At 74.7% G+C, this 15,544-nt stretch carries 9 protein-coding genes; 1 reads left to right on the top strand and 8 read right to left on the bottom strand.

Annotated elements, in window-relative coordinates; all coding sequences use genetic code 11:
* Positions 1-51: 51 nt before the first annotated feature.
* The 5 genes from I6A81_RS15780 to I6A81_RS15760 form a co-directional block, all read right to left on the bottom strand.
* Entirely contained in the window at positions 52-2,619 is a 2,568-nt protein-coding gene (locus I6A81_RS15780; protein WP_203005091.1) for an FHA domain-containing protein, read from the bottom strand.
* 936 nt (positions 2,620-3,555) lie between these two features.
* Positions 3,556-5,337 (bottom strand): DUF2993 domain-containing protein, encoded by a 1,782-nt coding sequence (locus tag I6A81_RS15775; RefSeq protein ID WP_307874689.1) that lies wholly within the window; start codon positions 5,335-5,337, stop codon positions 3,556-3,558.
* A 300-nt stretch (positions 5,338-5,637) separates the two neighbouring features.
* Positions 5,638-6,387: an SDR family NAD(P)-dependent oxidoreductase gene (locus tag I6A81_RS15770; protein WP_203005089.1), complete on the bottom strand. Its 750-nt coding sequence runs from the start codon at positions 6,385-6,387 to the stop codon at positions 5,638-5,640.
* A gap of 75 nt (positions 6,388-6,462) precedes the next feature.
* On the bottom strand, positions 6,463-6,624 hold the full coding sequence (locus I6A81_RS15765; RefSeq protein WP_203005094.1) for a hypothetical protein: 162 nt from the start codon (positions 6,622-6,624) through the stop codon (positions 6,463-6,465).
* A 245-nt stretch (positions 6,625-6,869) separates the two neighbouring features.
* Positions 6,870-8,498: an FAD-binding oxidoreductase gene (locus I6A81_RS15760; RefSeq protein WP_203005093.1), complete on the bottom strand. Its 1,629-nt coding sequence runs from the start codon at positions 8,496-8,498 to the stop codon at positions 6,870-6,872.
* Positions 8,499-8,908: 410 nt separating this feature from the next.
* On the opposite strand from I6A81_RS15760, the gene I6A81_RS15755 reads away from it, so the two are divergent.
* On the top strand, positions 8,909-10,528 hold the full coding sequence (locus tag I6A81_RS15755) for a glycerol-3-phosphate dehydrogenase/oxidase (protein ID WP_203005092.1): 1,620 nt from the start codon (positions 8,909-8,911) through the stop codon (positions 10,526-10,528).
* A gap of 21 nt (positions 10,529-10,549) precedes the next feature.
* Here I6A81_RS15755 and I6A81_RS15750 read toward each other — a convergent pair whose 3' ends face one another.
* The 3 genes from I6A81_RS15750 to I6A81_RS15740 all read right to left on the bottom strand — a co-directional run bounded on the left by I6A81_RS15750 (position 10,550) and on the right by I6A81_RS15740 (position 15,490).
* Positions 10,550-13,168: an ATP-binding protein gene (locus I6A81_RS15750; RefSeq protein ID WP_203005088.1), complete on the bottom strand. Its 2,619-nt coding sequence runs from the start codon at positions 13,166-13,168 to the stop codon at positions 10,550-10,552.
* Between the two features lie 97 nt (positions 13,169-13,265).
* The gene (locus tag I6A81_RS15745) at positions 13,266-14,198 is read right to left on the bottom strand and encodes an SMP-30/gluconolactonase/LRE family protein (RefSeq protein WP_307874688.1); all 933 of its coding nucleotides are present in this window, start codon (positions 14,196-14,198) and stop codon (positions 13,266-13,268) included.
* A 284-nt stretch (positions 14,199-14,482) separates the two neighbouring features.
* Positions 14,483-15,490, bottom strand: a complete 1,008-nt coding sequence (locus tag I6A81_RS15740) for an iron-siderophore ABC transporter substrate-binding protein (RefSeq protein WP_203005086.1) — start codon at positions 15,488-15,490, stop codon at positions 14,483-14,485.
* Between the last annotated feature and the right edge of the window lie 54 nt (positions 15,491-15,544).

The raw sequence follows: 15,544 nt of genomic DNA, 5'->3' as shown, positions 1-15,544 counted from the left end.
AGCCCCAGGAGGGGCTCCGGCCGTCGGCCGTTAGCTGGCTGTGCTCTGGTGTCAAGCGCTGGGGGCCGCGGCCCTTCGCTTGTTGGTCTTCGGATCCAGCCGGCGCAGCAGCCAGGACGTGATGCCGATGAACACGACGCCGCCGACCAGGCCGAGGCCGATGTCGGTCACGTACTGCTTTGACGTGTGGTCGAACAGCGCGTCCCGCTCTGGCGCCCGCGGGTTGACCGGCACCTCGCTGTTCGGCACCACCTGGCCGTTCTTGGTCTCCGGGCGCTTCAGGCCGGCCTTGGTGAGCAGGTTGAAGTCGCCGACCGAGGCCATGGCCGCGTAGCCCCACCGGGCGGGCGAGACGACGGCGGCCTGCTGCAGGCCGGGCGTGCCCGACACCGGCACGATGCCGGCGCTGAACACCAGCTGGATCATCGTGACGACCACCATCAACGGCATCGTCTTGTCGGCGTTGTCCACCAGCGCGGAGATCATCAGGCCGACCATGGCGGAGGCGAAGAGCACCACGAACACCGCGAGCATGAATTCGAGCAGCGTGTTCACCAGCAGCGCGTCCGGCGGTATCCGGGTGCCGATCGCGATGAGCGTGAACGGGATCGCCTGCAGGAGCGAGATGACCATCAGGACGAGGACCTTGGAGCCCACGTAGGCGCCCCGCGACAGACCGATCGCCCGCTCTCGGCGATAGATCTCGCGTTCCTTGACGATCTCGCGGATCGAGTTCGACATGCCCATGAAGCAGGCACACAACACCATGATCAGGACGATCGTGGGTGCGTCCGAGTTGGGCGAGAAGTTGTCGTTGGTGTCCTTGAAGTCACCGCCGATGGCCAACGGAATCGCGCCGAGCACGAACGGCAACGCGATCGACAATCGTAGGTAGCCCTTGTCGGACGCGATGACCGCGAATGTTCGTCGGCTCAGCGTGAACAGCTGTTTGACCACCGTCTGCTGCCGGATGCTGGGCAGCTCCTCCGGGGCCGGCCGGGCCGACGGCGCGGTGACCGCCGACGGCACGTAGTGCCGCGACGCCCGGAACTTCGACGCGGAGTCGGCGCCCGGCGTGGCCTCCAGGCCGCGGAAGACACGCGGGTAGTTGCTCTCGCCGAAGAACGGCAGCGCGTCCTGCGGCGGGCCGAAGTAGGCGACGTAGCCGCCCGGCGCGAGCACCAGGACGTAGTCACAGAGGTCGAGCTGCAGCACGCTGTGCGTGACGACGATGACCGTGCGGCCGTCGTCGGCGAGCTTGCGCAGCGACTCCATGACGTTGAGGTCCATGCCCGGGTCGAGACCGGAGGTCGGCTCGTCCAAGTAGAGCAGGGTCGGGCGGGTGAGCAGCTCCAGCGCGACAGAGGTCCGCTTGCGCTGGCCACCGGACAGCCGGGAGACGACCGTGTTCGCGTGCTGGGTGAGGCCGAGCTCGCCGAGCACCTCGTCGACCCGGGCGGTGCGCTCGGCCGGGGTGACGTCCGGCGGGAACCGCAGCTCGGCGCCGAGCTCCAGGGCCTTCCGGACGGTCAGCGAGGTGTGCAGGATGTCGTCCTGCGGCACGTAGCCGATCCGGCGGCGCAGCTCGTCGTACTCGTCGTACAGGTCCCGGCCGGCGTAGCGGACGGTGCCCTTGTCCGCCGGGCGGAAGCCGGTGAGCGCGTTCAGCAGCGTCGACTTGCCGGCGCCCGACGGGCCGACGACGCCGAGCAGCGCGCGTCCGGGCAGCCGGAACGTCATGTCGTGCATGAGCTGCTTGCCGCCGCCCGGCGCCCAGACGTTGAGGCCGTCGGCCTCGAAGCTGACGTCGCCGGAGTCGACGTACTCGACGAGCTGGTTGCCCTCGAGCTGGAAGACGTGGTGCCCGACGGCGATCACGTCGCCCTGGTTGACCCGGCCGCGCTGGACCCGCTTGCCGTTGAGGAACGTGCCGTTCGCCGAGTCCATGTCGACGAGGTCGACGTTGCCGCCCCGGACGGTCAGCTGCGCGTGGTGCCGGGAGGCGAGCAGGTCGGTGATGGTGACGTCGTTGTCGCGGCCGCGACCGATCGTCATCGTCCCCTGTCGCAGCGGGTAGGTCGTGCTGCGGTCGTGCTCGCGGTCGAGCCGGGAGTGCCCGCTGACCTCGGCCTGCTCGTACTCGCGGTCGTAGCCGCCCGTGCCACGGCGGCCGCCGTCGTCGTAGTCGTCGCGCCGGGTCGGCCGGGTGGGCCGGTTGCCGCCGCGCGGCGGGGTGTACCCGCTCTGGTTCGGCAGCATCGTCTGCATGTCGGCGTCCGGGCTGTACCGGTCGTCGTAGCCGGAGCGCTGCGCCGGCAACTCGGTGACGATGATGACCTCGGGCCCGGTCGGCGTACCCAGCCGGAAGCGGGTCTCGCCGCGCACCTCGACGGTGTTCAGCATGCGCTGGCCGTCGAGCCAGGTGCCGTTCGAGCTGACGTCACGCACGGCCCAGCCGTAGGCGGTCGACTCGATCATGAGATGCTGCCGGGAGACCCGGCTGTCGGCCATCACGTAGTCCGCGTTGCGGGCCCGGCCGATGATGAACCGCGGCTGCCCCGTCGGAACGACGATCTGGCCGGATTCGTTACTCACTACTCTCAGAACGGCCGTGGACACGTGTCTCCCCCTTCAGGCCGGGACGCTGGCCGGGCTGCCCCGCCGAGCTCTTTGAGCCTTTTCCGTCTCATCCGGTGCGCACGAAGGCCGGTCCCCGTCCGAAACGACGATGGAAACGGCTCACTCTGACCGCCTGCCGCCAATCTGCCCAGCGCCGGGACACCCGGACTCCGGGACGTCCCCCAGGCGTGGGACGCGTAGTGCGGCGGCGTCACTACCGGACCAACCTCGTCTCGAAACGACCGATCTTGCGGGATGGCCGGATCGTAGCGTCGCGTACCCCGGCCGGTTCCGGCCGGGTGACCGGACGGACGGCCCCTTGGCCCGCCTGCCGGGCGTACCCCACGGGGCGGGGTCCCATCGGCACGTAGCGGCCTCGGCCGGCCACGCGCCGTGCGGCCCACGACGTCACCACCCACCATCCGGACTCCCGCTCCTCCCGATTGGCCATCCGGTCGGCACGCGTCGTCCGACGCGTCCCGCATCCGTTGCGACGAAGGTACCGACCCGTCGACGAGATATCCGGATCGGACCGGTCTGAGCATGCCGTCACCCGTCCGCGAACGCGTACCTGTGTCGCTGAACCGACCCGGATCGCCCAGCCGGGAGCGCCTCACCGCCAGGTCACCCCACCGACGGGCAACCAGGTAACACTGTCAGCCCCAGGGATGCCGGGAAACATCAGGAACATCCCTGGGCACCCAGACAGGTCACGGGCTCCCCGGAGGGCCCTTGGCGCGCGAGACTTCAAGCACCTTCGACACGCTCACGACCGATTTCCATCGATCATGGAATTCGACACAGCCGCGTTCGACGCCGCCGCTTCGTGGGTCACCTAGTCGACAGACCCGGCGACCGGGACGCTCCCAGGGAGATTCCCGCGCTCTGGAAGGACAGCGCTCAGGCCGGCGACAGGGCTGATCGCCGGCCATGGCGCTACTTGGCCTTCGGGGCCTCCGGCAGGATGACGTCCTTGGCGTTCGCGGTCAGCGACAGCCCGGTCGCGTCCGAGCCGGCGCTAACGATGTTCAGCTCGAACGGCAGCTCGTCCGGTAGCGGCACCTCGACCGGGGCAGTCAGGCCCGGCGGCAGCTTGAGGCCACCGCCCTCGTTGAAGTCGACACCGAACGCATCAATCTTGATCTTTCCGGAGATGCTGGTCGGCCGGATGAACAGGATGTTGTCCTTGACCTCGAAGGCGCCGATACCGCTGAACTCAATAGTCGCGTCGGACAGCGGGTTGGCGTCTCCCAGCCCCGGGATCCCCAGGTTCCCCAGATTTCCAAGGCCTGGGATGTCGCCCAGCCCCGGAAGATCGGCGAGGTCCCCAAGGTCGCCGTTGAGATCCTCCGCCGTCGCGGTGCCCGTGAGCTTGACCTTCTTGCCATCCTCGGCCGGCTCGAGCTGCAGGTGGAGCGGCTGGTCCTTGAGGAAGGCGTTCAGGTCGGTGTAGTTCATCTTCACGGTGGCGGTGACGTCGTCCACCGGGATCTCGCCGATGTTGCCAGTGATCGCGTCCCCGAGCGGGACGTGCAGGCCCTTCAGGTGGGCGTCCACGCTACTGATCTTGGGGCCCGGCGTGGGGATCTGCTCCACCACGACGCCGAGGTCCTTGAACTTGCCGAGCAGCGGCTGGGTGAGGAACGGGAAGCCCCCGATGCTCACCTTGCGCACGATCGGTGGCTGCTCCCCTTCCTTGAGCTCAAGACTCACCGCGAGGCTGTCCTCGACCGACTTGCGCATCTGGCCGACCGCGAAGTTCGCCGCGAGCCGGTCGGCCGGGATGAAGCCGACCACCAGCACCAGCAACACGATGAGCGCGATCTTCCGGCCGCGCCTGCGCCGCTTCGGCTTCTTCTCCTCGGGCGCGCCGCCGCCCGGGACGGGCGTACCACCGGTCGCCGGCGCGCCGAGCACGTAGCCGCCTGTTCCCGGCCCGCCGGCACCCGCGCCGTCGACCCAGCCGCCGCCCTCGCCCGCGCCCCAGCCGCCGCTGTCCCCTCCGGCGACCCAGCCTCCCCTGCCGGCTTCGTACTGGCCGCCGAGCGCGGTCGCCTGCTCTTCGGCGCTCGCCGGGCCGCCACGCGCGCCCCAGCGCAGCTGTTCGGTCGGCTCGCCGGCGCCGGCGCCCTTGTTCAGCGACCGGGGACCGGTGGCGTCCTCGGAGCCGACCCGTCCGATGTACTCGGTCGGCCGGTCCCGGCCGGGCCCAGCCGCGCCGGCGGGGTTCTGGGCGGGCCGGGGCGTGCCACCCGACGTCGACGGCGACGGAGCAGCCGGGGGCACGGGGGGCGCGGCGGGAGGCGTGGTCCGGCGGGCCGGCGGGACCGGTGCCGGGTACTCGCCGGGACGCGGCGTCGGGTAGCGCTCCGCCGGGATGCCCGGCTGCGAGGTGTACCCGGCGCTGCCCGGGCCGCCCTGCGCCTGGTCACGCCGCGGCCGGACCGTCTCGTCGCCGGAGTCGCGGCGCGACCGGGCCGGCGTGTCGCCCCCGCGGCCGGGCTGGCCACCGGGCGCGCCGGGACCCCGCCCGGATGCCGGCTTGAACCAGTCCGCGGGCGGCGGCGGACCGGCCGGGCGGAAGGACTCCGCGGGCGGCGGCGGCGCGCTCGGCGCGCCAGGACGACTCGGCCCCTTGCGCCCGGTGTCACCGGAGTCACGCCGGAGCCGGGTCGCCTCCGGCGAGTCGTACGCCTCGTCGTCTGCAGCGTTGTTCACGGGGTTATCTCCGATCAGGGACGCGCCGACCCACGCGCGCGAGGACATCCCCACCCCGTCGGCTCATCTTCCGGATGGTCGCACGTCCTGGCCCGCTCTGGGGCGTCCGGGGCGTGATCGTCCTCGCCACACGGTGTCCAGTTTCTGACCGCTGCCCCGTCCGGTCGGCCGCCGCGGGCCCGGCGCCTCCGGGAGGCCGCGCGGCCGGCCGGCGGCGTCCCGCGCGAGGACGTACCCGGCACGGGAGGTGCCGCCGCCGGACCGGTACGCCCTCAGGGGCGACCGGATACCGGACGGTGGTCAGACCTCGAGGGGAAGGGTGGCGGCCGCGCGGCGCGGGCCCGGCGCGGCCAGGCGGAAGACCGTGCCCCGCGGGGCCGCGTACGCCTGCCAGAAGTGGTCGGCGACCGCCTGCGGGCGCAGCGGGCCGGACGGGCCGACCCGGCCGTCCAGGACGACGGTGCGCAGTCGCACCCCGTGGTCGGCGAGCGTCGGTCCGACGGCCGCGGCGAGCGCCGCGAGCCCGGCCTTGCCGACGGCCAGCGCGAACCGCCCGCCGGGTGGCTCCGTACGGGTGCCGGCCGCCGTGACCAGGATCGTCGCGCCGACCCGGTCGACCAGCAACGGCGTCGCCGCCTGGACGGCGGTCAGGGCGCCGGTGACGTTCACCGCGAGCGTCTGGTTGAGCACGTCGGCCGGGACGGAGAACGCGTTGCCACGGATCGACAGCTTCGCGTTGTAGACCAGCACGGTCAGCCCGCCGAGGTCGTCGGCGAGCCCCTCGAGCGCGGCCGTGAAGCCGGCCGCGTCGGTGACGTCGGCCACCGCGCCGCGCATGGTCAGCCCGGCGCTGGCGAGCTCGCCGGTGAGCCGGCCGAGGGTGTCCGCCGAGCGGGCCACCACGCCGAGCCGGAAGCCCTCGAGGCCGAAGCGGACGAGCAGCTCGCCGCCGAACGCGGCGCCCGGCCCCACCAGGATCAGCCCGCGCGTGGCCGGCGCCGCCGGCTCAGGCACGGCGGTCGCCGGTGGATCGGGTGGCATGCGTCCCATCCTGGCCTGTCCGCCCGCCGCCCCGCCGCCGAGTTGCCGAGAAATCCGCCGCCGTTCCCGGCGGCGGGCACGCCGCTAGTGGTGGGCGAGCTCGCGGGCCTTGCGGGCGCGCGCCGCCTCCGCCTCGACCCGCAGCGGGTGGCTCTTGCGGTAGTAGTAGAACAGCGGCGGGAAGACGAACAGCGGCGGGATCGCCATCAGCAAGGCGAAGATCACCACGGCACCGATGACTTCCACTCCGCACCTCTCCCTTTCGCGCCCCGCCTGGGGCGCCTGGCAAGCGTTTCGCGCGCCGTGGCCGGTGTCCCCCGAAGGCCGGGCGAAGCCCGGCACCAGGAGCCCGGTGGCCGCGCCTCGGGGCGTCACACCCGATGCGACCGACGGCTTTGTCAGCCTATCCACCCGGGCCGCGCCGCGCTCCCCCGGCTAGCCCGCGCGCCCGCGCGCCCGGCCGGGCGGCCGGGCGCCCCGGCGACGCGGCGCTACGGGATGAGCACGCCGGGGTTGAGGACGCCGGCCGGGTCGAGCGCCTGCTTGACGGCGCGCAGCACGCGGACGCCGACGTCGCCGATCTCGGCCCCGAGCCAGGCCAGGTGGTCGGTGCCGACGGCGTGGTGATGGGTGATCGTCCCGCCGGCGGCGACGATCGCGTCACTCGCCGCCGCCTTCGCCACGGCCCACAGGCCGGACCGGTCCTCGCTGTGGCCGGCGACGACGGTGAAGTACAGCGACGCGCCCGTCGGGTACAGGTGCGAGACGTGGCAGAGCACCACCGCCGGCACCCCGGCGGCGGCGTAGGCCTTCGCGAGCGCCTCCCGGACCGCCCCGTACAGCTCCCCCAGACCCGACCAGAACGTGGCCGTCTCCAGCGTCTCGGCGAACATCCCGGCGTCGAGCAGCGCGTCGCGCAGCCGCGGGCCGTGGAACCGCCCGCGCACCCACTCCTCGCCGACCTCGGCGCCGAGCGGGCGGGCGCCCCTGGCGCCCAGCAGCGCGGCCACGTCGGCGGCGTGCCGGCGCACCCGCTCGGGCTCGCCCTCGAAGCCGAGCACGACGTAGCACCCGCCGGCGTCGCCCGGCGCTCCGGTCGTCGACTCGCCCGCGGCATGGGCGTTCGCGGCGCCGGCCGCCGTCTCCAGCTCGTCGGAGAGCCGGGCCACGGCGGGCAGCAGGTCGCGCTGGGCGAGCGCGCGCAGCGCCGCGAGGCCGGTGGCGAAGTCGTCGACGCGCCAGCCCTCGTAGCGCCGGGCGGCGGGCAGCGGCCGCACCCGGACCCGGACCTCGGTGATCACCCCGAAGGCGCCCTCCGAGCCGAGGACGAGCTGGCGCAGATCCGGCCCGGCGGCGGACGCGGGCGCGCGGCCGAGCTTCCAGTCGCCGACGGGGGTCGCGACCCGCAGCCCGACGACGACCGCGTCGAACCGGCCGTAGCCGCTGGAGGCCTGCCCCGCCGACCGGGTGGCGGCGAATCCGCCGATGGTGGCGTACTCCCAGGACTGCGGGATGTGGCCCAAGGTGAGGCCGTGCTCGGCCAGCAGGGCCTCGGCGTCCGGACCGCGCAGCCCCGGCTGGAGCGTCGCGGTGAGCGACACCGGGTCGACGTCGAGCAGCCGGTCCATCCGGCGCAGATCGAGCGCGACGACGGCGGCGAACCCGGCCCGGCGCGGCGCGAGCCCGCCGACCACCGACGTGCCGCCGCCGAACGGCACGACCGCGACCCGGTGCTCGGCGCAGGCCGCCAGCACCGCGGCGACCTCGTCGTGGCTGGCCGGCGTCAGCACCGCGTCCGGCGCGGCGGAGGCGTCGCCGGCGCGCAACGCGAGCAGGTCCAGGGTGGAGCGGCCACGGCTGTGCCGGACTCGCCATTCGTGGTCGGTGCGCACGTGCTCGGCGCCGAGGACCCGGACAAGATCCGCTCGCGCCGGCTCTGGCAGCTTCGACGGCGCGAGCCGCACGGCCGCCAGCTCGACCGGCGGGCTCGGCCGGTCGGCGAACCCAAGCCCGGCGACCAGCAGCTCCCGTGCCGCCGGAGGCAGCCGCGCCTCCTCGCCGGCGCGCCGCCAGCCGTACCACACGGGCTCACCCGCCCCGTCCGGCCCGGTCCGGGCAATGGACCCGGAGCCGGATCCGGTCTCGTCCACCGCGGGCGACTCGCTCACCCGACCACTGTGCCGGACCCGGCACGCCACGTCACTCCCAGCCGGTGCGCGCCACAGCCAGCGCGCGGGGCCCGCCGGCCGCGAGGCCGGCCTGGCGCGGGCCACGGGCCACCCTCCGGCCGTTTCGAAGGTCGGGATGGACGGACGAGCCGTCGACCGCGCACGCTGAGGGAGATCCCCGCGTCGGCGGGGACGGCCCGGGCCTGATCCACACCTCGGGTGATCACGCACACCGGCCCGAAGACCGCGAACTGCCCCTCTCCCGGTCAACCCTCACATTTGACGGAGATCACACCGGTGTCCAACTTGGGACGGCACGCCCTCCCCGGCTCGTTGACCGGGGTGTGGACGCCACGAGCCAGATGACCGGGGCCGGCGGCGGGCCCTCGCCCCTGCCCGGGTCCTCGCTGTCGGCGGCGCGGCGCGACCGGGAGCTCGCCCGGCTCGCCGGCGGCGAGGTCGTCGACCTGCTGGTCGTCGGCGGCGGGGTGACCGGCGCGGGCGTCGCGCTCGACGCGGCGAGCCGGGGGCTGTCGGTCGCGCTCGCCGAGGCGCGCGACCTCGCCTGGGGCACCAGCCGGTGGAGCTCGAAGCTGGTACACGGCGGGCTGCGCTACCTGGCCAGCGGCGACCTGCGGCTGGCGACCGAAAGCGCCCAGGAGCGCGACATCCTGCTGCGCCGGACCGCCCAGCACCTGGTCCACCCTGTCCCGATCATGGTGCCGCTGACGCCGGCCGTGAGCCAGGCCGACGCGGCGGCGATGGACGCGGGCCTGCGGTTCGCCGACCTGCTGCGCCGCGGCGCGCGCACGCCCAGCGGCACCCTGCCTCCGCCGCGCCGGCTGACCGCCGTGGAGACCCACCAGCTCGCCCCCGCGCTGCGTGCGGCCGGGCTGCGCGGTGGGCTGCTCTACTGGGACGGGCAACTGGTCGACGACGCCCGCCTCGTCGTCGCGATCGCGCGCACCGCGGCGTCCTACGGGACACGGGTGCTCACCCGGCTGCGCGCGGTGGCGCTGAACGGCACCGAGGCGCTCGTCGAGGACGCCGCGACCGGCGGCACGTTCACCCTGCGGGCGCGCGCCGTCGTCAACGCCACCGGGGTGTGGGCGCCGACGCTGGCACCCGAGATCCGGCTGCGGCCGAGCCGGGGCACCCACCTGGTCGTGGCCGCCGGCGCGTTCGGTGGCACCCGCACGGCACTGACGGTCCCGATGCCGGGCGAGCGCAACCGCTACGCGCTGGTCCTGCCGCAGGACGACGGCCGGGTCTACGTCGGCCTGACCGACGTCCCCGCCGACGACGTGGCCGACGTGCCGCGCCCGAGCGCCGCCGAGATCGAGACGCTGCTCGGGGTCGTGTCCGCGGTGCTGGACGCCCCCCTCGACCGGGCCGACGTGCTCGGCGCCTTCGCCGGGCTGCGCCCGCTGCTCGACCTGGCCGACGACCAGAGCGCCCGCGGGTGGCGACGGCGCGGGGGCCGGGCCGAGGCGCGCAGCGCTGACCTGTCGCGGCGGCACGCGGTGCGGGTCGGGCCGGACGGGGTGGTCACCGTCGTCGGCGGCAAGCTGACCACCTACCGGCGGATGGCGCGCGACGCGGTCGACGCGGCGGTCGCCCACGCGGGGCTGGCCGCCGGGCCGTGCCGCACCGCCCGGCTGGGGCTGGTGGGCTCGGCGCCACGCGCCCGGCTCGCCGCGATCGACGCGCCGAGGCGGCTGGTGGAGCGCTACGGCACCGAGGCGCCGGCGGTGCTCGCCGAGGCCGGCGGCGACCCGGGCCTGCTGGCGCCGATCGCCCCGGGCACCTCGGTCACCGGGGCCGAGCTGCTGTTCGCGCTGCGGCACGAGGGGGCCCGCGACGTCGACGACCTGCTCGACCGACGCACCCGGATCGGGCTGGTCGAGGCCGACCGGACCGCGGCGCTGCCGGCCGTCGCCCGGCTGTTCGAGGCCTTCGCGGCCTCCCCGCCCGTCCGCTGACCCGGCCGGCGCTCGGTCGGTTCAGCCGATCGACGCCGCGAGCGCCGGCCAGCGCAGCTCGACGACCGCGTTGTCCTCGTCCTGCTCGGCGCGGACGGTCAGGGCGGCCGGCTCCGGGCCGGCCGGGTCGGCGTCGCCGGTCTCCGCGAGCCCCGGCTCCGGCTCCGGGACGGACGACCAGTCGAGGCCGGCCCCCACCGGGGCGGCCGGCCAGTCGAGACCGGTCGCCGCGGCCTCCGGGGCCGCCAGCGGATAGGACAGGTAGCCCTCGCCGGCCGCGCCGTCGCAGAGCAGGGTGACCATCACCCGCCCGGGCGGCGTGGCCAGCAGGGTCTCGCTGACCAGGTCGACGATCTGTTCGCGGACCTCACGCGGCACGGCGGCCAGATCCCCGGCGACCTGCAGCACCACGGTCGCGCCGCGCGCCTCGGCCGCGTCGATCGCCGTCTCCAGCTCGGCGAGCGGGCCCGCGCGCCCGCCGGAGCCGACGAGCATCCGCCGCAGCGCCCGGGCCCGGCTGGCGCACAGCCGGCGGATGTCCTCGTCGCGCGGGTCGGCGGAGCCGTCCACCACGGCGCGCAGCAGCGGGAGCACGTCGCGGTCGAGCCGGGCGAGGCGGCGGGCCCGGTCCCGGCGCACCGCGGCCGCCGCCTCCTGAGCGGCGCCGAGCTCGGCGTCCAGCGCCGCCGCTCGTGTGGTCGTCTCCGCGGTCGCCATCAGCACGGGCCCGGCGACCGTCACCAGCAGTTGCAGCGTCGAGAACCCGTAGAGCGTGCCGAGCAGCCGAACCAGCTCCAGCGGGCTCGACCCGACCCGCGGCAGGCTGACCGCCAGCGCGGTCCCGGAGACCACGGCGACCGCGGTGGCCCAGCGCGGCCACGGCTGGGAAACCGTGATCGAGAACAGCAGCAGGGTCGGGGCGATGATCCCCGCCCAGTTGTAGATCCTGATCACCTCGCCACCGGAGGTCGTCGCGGCGCCGGCGAGCACGCAGGCGACGGCGAAGCCCAGCGTCGCCAGCGACTCGGGACCGGTGAGCGGGCGGTGCCAGGTGACGGCGGCGATCAGGCCGGCACCGGCCGCGACCACCGCCCACAGCAGGAGCGAGGCGACCGGCACGATCGGCTCGAGCGCCGCCAGTGAGGGCGTCGAGTGGCCGCGGTAGGCGATCGCCGGCAGCGCGAGCACCGCGACGCCGGCCAGCAGCGCGACACCGACGGCCCGCCTGGCGGCCCGTTCGTAGGACCGGCGCAGGTCGGCGCCGTCAGGCGAGCCCGCGACCGCCGGCCGCGGCGCCTGCCAGTGCAGCCCGACCGTGGTCCCCTCGCCCGGGGCCGAGTCGATGCGCGCCCAGCCGCCCACGTCGGCCAGCCGGCCGTGCACCGACCCACGCAGGCCCAGCCGGACCTCGCCGGCCCGGTCAGCCCGGTCGGCCCGGACAGCCGGCCCGGCGGCGTCCTGGCTCGGTTCCTCGTCGGGGCGGGCCGGGTCGAACCGGGCGGCGTCGAAACCGGCTCCTTCGTCGCGGACCTCGACGCGCACCCCGTCCAGCCAGCGCGCCACGTCGACCCGGGCGGCGGCGACGCCCGCGTGCCTGCGCACGTTGATCAACGCCTCGCGCAGCGCCGCGGCGAGCGCCGTGACCACGTCGGCCGGCAGCCGCTCCTCGCGCCGCGCCGGCCCTGCGGCCGGCGGGCCGAGGCGCGCGGGCCGGGCCCACCGGGGCGCCTCGACGCGCTCGATGCTCACCGTCACCGCCAGGCCGTCGTCCCCGGCCTCCTCGACGACCTCCGCGATCAGCCGCGCGAGCTCCGCGTCGGAATCGGCCGGCGGGCCGGCGGGCGGGCCGATGGACAGGTTGGCCTCGCCCCCCGCGCCGGCGAGCATCCGCTCGACCTGGGCGACGATGCGCTGGCACCGCTCCCGGACCCGCGCCAGCGCCGCCGAGGCCTCGGGACCCGCCTGGCCGGCGCCGCCCGCGCCGCCGAGGCCGAGGCCGGCCAGCATGTTCAGGACCGTGTCATGCAGGAAACGCTCATGCGCGCGGTCCGCCCGAGCCTGGGCGGCCGCGACCGCCTCGGCGCGCGACCGCGCGCCGACCGCGTCCAGCCAGGCGTCGGCGGCCAGCGCCACCCGGCGCAGCCGGACCACCGCCTGGCGCATCGCGACGCCGGTGAACAGCAGCAGCCCGGTCGACGTGATGACCTGCGGGCGGTGCTGGTAGGCCGGCAGGAGATGGGCCGCGGCGAGCAGCGTCAGCGCCACCAGCGACCAGCGGGTGCGCAGCGCGTTGACCGCGTGCAGCCCCGCCAGCATGACGGTGATCAGGATCCACGAGCTCGGGTCACCCAGCGACGCGTCGGGCACCGTCCACGGCGCCGTCAGCCCCACGGCACAGCCCACGGCGACGTGGCCGAGCACCGTCGGCCGCGACGGCGTCCGGCGGGCGGTGACGATCAGGCAGACGGTGCCCCAGGCGAACACCAGAGCCGGGCCGAGCAGCCGCCAGGGGTGCACGCCGTACCAGTCACGCCACCAGATCGCGACGTAGGCGACGGTGAAGACGAGCGCGAGGCCGCGCAGCACCGCCAGCCCACGGAAGATCACCGTGGCGCACGTGTCCAGCGCGCGGGCACCCACCCTTGTCCCCCACCGATCCGCCGAGCTCCAGATGTTCCCACGCGCCGGGCGGCGCGGGCAGCGCCGGGGCACGAACGTGGCGGTGGCCGCCGGGTGGCTACCGCCCGGCGGCCGGGACGCCGACCCGGTAGGCGAGCACCTTCGAGTCCCGGGTCGCGGCGCGCTCCTCGGGCACGAAGGAACGCGCGGTGCAGACGAACAGGGTGTGGCCGTCGCCACCGCCGAGCGCGCAGGCATACGCGCCCTCGACGCCGGTGGACACCTCGTCGACGACCTCGCCTCCCTCGCGGACCCGCAGCACCCGGTTGTGGAAGGCGTCGGCGACCCAGAGCGCGCCCTCGGCGTCGGCGCAGACGCCGTCGGGGGCGGTCGGGCGGTCATCCGCCGGTAGCCCGGGGGCCCGGCGAGCGCCGTCCGTCAGGTCGGCCCACAGCCGCGGACCGCCGAGCGCTCCGTCGGCGGCGACGTCGAACGCGGTCAGCCGGTGCCCGAAGGTCTCCGCGACGACCAGGGTCCCTCCCGCCGGCCCGGCGGGCCCGGCCGGCGGGATGATCACCGCGCCGTTCGGGAAGCTGAGGTCCTTGGCCGCCACGCTGGTGGTGCCGTCGGGGTCGACCCGGACCAGCACGGTGGGCCGCGCCGGTTCGCCGGCCATCAGGTCGAAGCCGAAGTTGCCGGCGTAGGCGTGCCCGGCCGCGTCGACCACCAGGTCGTTGAGCGGGCCGCCGCAGTAGCCGGACAGGTCGGCGTGCGTCACCAGGTCGCCGTCGGGCTCCTGGCGCAGCAGGCGCCGGTCGGCCATCGAGACGATGAGCAGCCGGCCGTCGGGCAGCCAGCCGAGGCCGGCGGGCTGGCCCACGGTCCTGGCCATCACCTCGACGGCGCCGCTGTCCGGGTCGAGGGCGATGACCTCGCCCAGGTACTGGTCGGACGCCCACAGCCGTCCGTCGTGCCAGCGGGGCCCCTCGAGGAACGAGCGGCCGTCGAGCAGCACCGCGGCCTGGGCGGCACGCGCAGGGCCTGAGGACACCCGGAACTCCATCCGTCGGCGTGAGCGATTCGTCCCCGTCGCCCGCGTCGCCCGACGGATCCTGGTCCACACCGTAGCCGGATGCCTGCTACGAGCCCGTGGACACCCCCTGGCTGTCAGCGCGAACGACCTTCCGCTGTCACCTGCCCACACATGAGCGCTCGGGAGTCACCGCGGGAGCCGGACGGTTCGCGCTACGCGATGCCGACCGTCCGAACCCGCCAGCGCCGGGCGGGGCCGGGCGGGGCCGGGCGGGAGGCTCCCGCCCGGTCCCGCGGGCGGGCTCAGCCGGCCTGGGCGGCGGCGACCTTCTCGAGGGTCGGCCGCAGTTCCGCCAGCTGCCACGGGATGTTGAGGATCGTCGGGTTGTTCACCGCGCCCGCCGTGAACGCGTCGGCCTGGTACACCCGGCCGGCGACCACCGCGGGGATCTGGGCGAACAGCGGGTTGGCGCCCAGCTCGGTCCGCAGCTCCGCCGAGGCGAACCCGATCAGGAGGAAGTCCGCGTCGAGCGCGCCGATGTTCTCCATGCTCAGCGAGCGGTCCACGACGTTCTCGGTGACCTGGGGAGACAGCCGCATCCCCAGCTGGGAGTACAGCTGAACCGAGATCGTCTCCGGATCGTCGATCACGGCCAGCCCGTCCGGCTCGTAGTAGTAGCTGTAGCTGTAGGTCTTGTCCTTCAGCCCGGGCAGGGCGGCGCCGAAGTCCGCGATCTTCTTCTCGGTGTCGGCGATGGCCGCCGCGACGTCGTCCTCGCGGCCGACGGCCTTGCCGATGACCGTGCTCACCTCCTGCCAGGTGGCGATGCCGGCCTCCTCGCCGTAGGCCACCGTCGGCGCGATCTCGCTGAGCTTGTCGTAGTAGTCCTCGAGGCCGTAGAAGTTCGTGGCCAGGATCAGGTCGGGCCGCAGCCCGGCCACCTGCTCCAGGTTGAGCTCCGAGAAGGTGTCGAGCGCGGCGGCTCCCGAAAGATCGATCTTCCCTTCGAGCCAGGGGAACGCGCCGTCCGGCTTGAACTCGTTCTTGCCGTACGCGACCGGAGTGATCCCCAAGGTCGCGAGGGTGTCCTCCTCATAACTGAGCGCGACAATCCGCGTCGGCTCCTTCTCGATGGTGGTCGAGCCGAACTTGTGCTCGATCGTGACCGGGAAGCTCGCCGCCGCCGACTGGCCACCGCCGGGCGTCGCCGGCTCGTCCGAGTCGTCGCCACCGCACGCCCCGGCGGCGGTCAGCACGACGACCGCGACGGCGGCGACCAGCGCCGTTCTTGCCCGTCCTAAGGTTCTCATTCCGGTTCTCCTCCTTCGTTTCCCCGACCGTGGGGCTTTCCGAAACCGCGGCCC

This window comes from Frankia nepalensis, from assembly GCF_016786325.1.
Taxonomy (GTDB): domain Bacteria; phylum Actinomycetota; class Actinomycetes; order Frankiales; family Frankiaceae; genus Pseudofrankia; species Pseudofrankia nepalensis.
The sequence above is the reverse complement of the archived record's forward strand: the minus strand, read 5'-3'. Positions and strand labels throughout refer to the sequence as shown.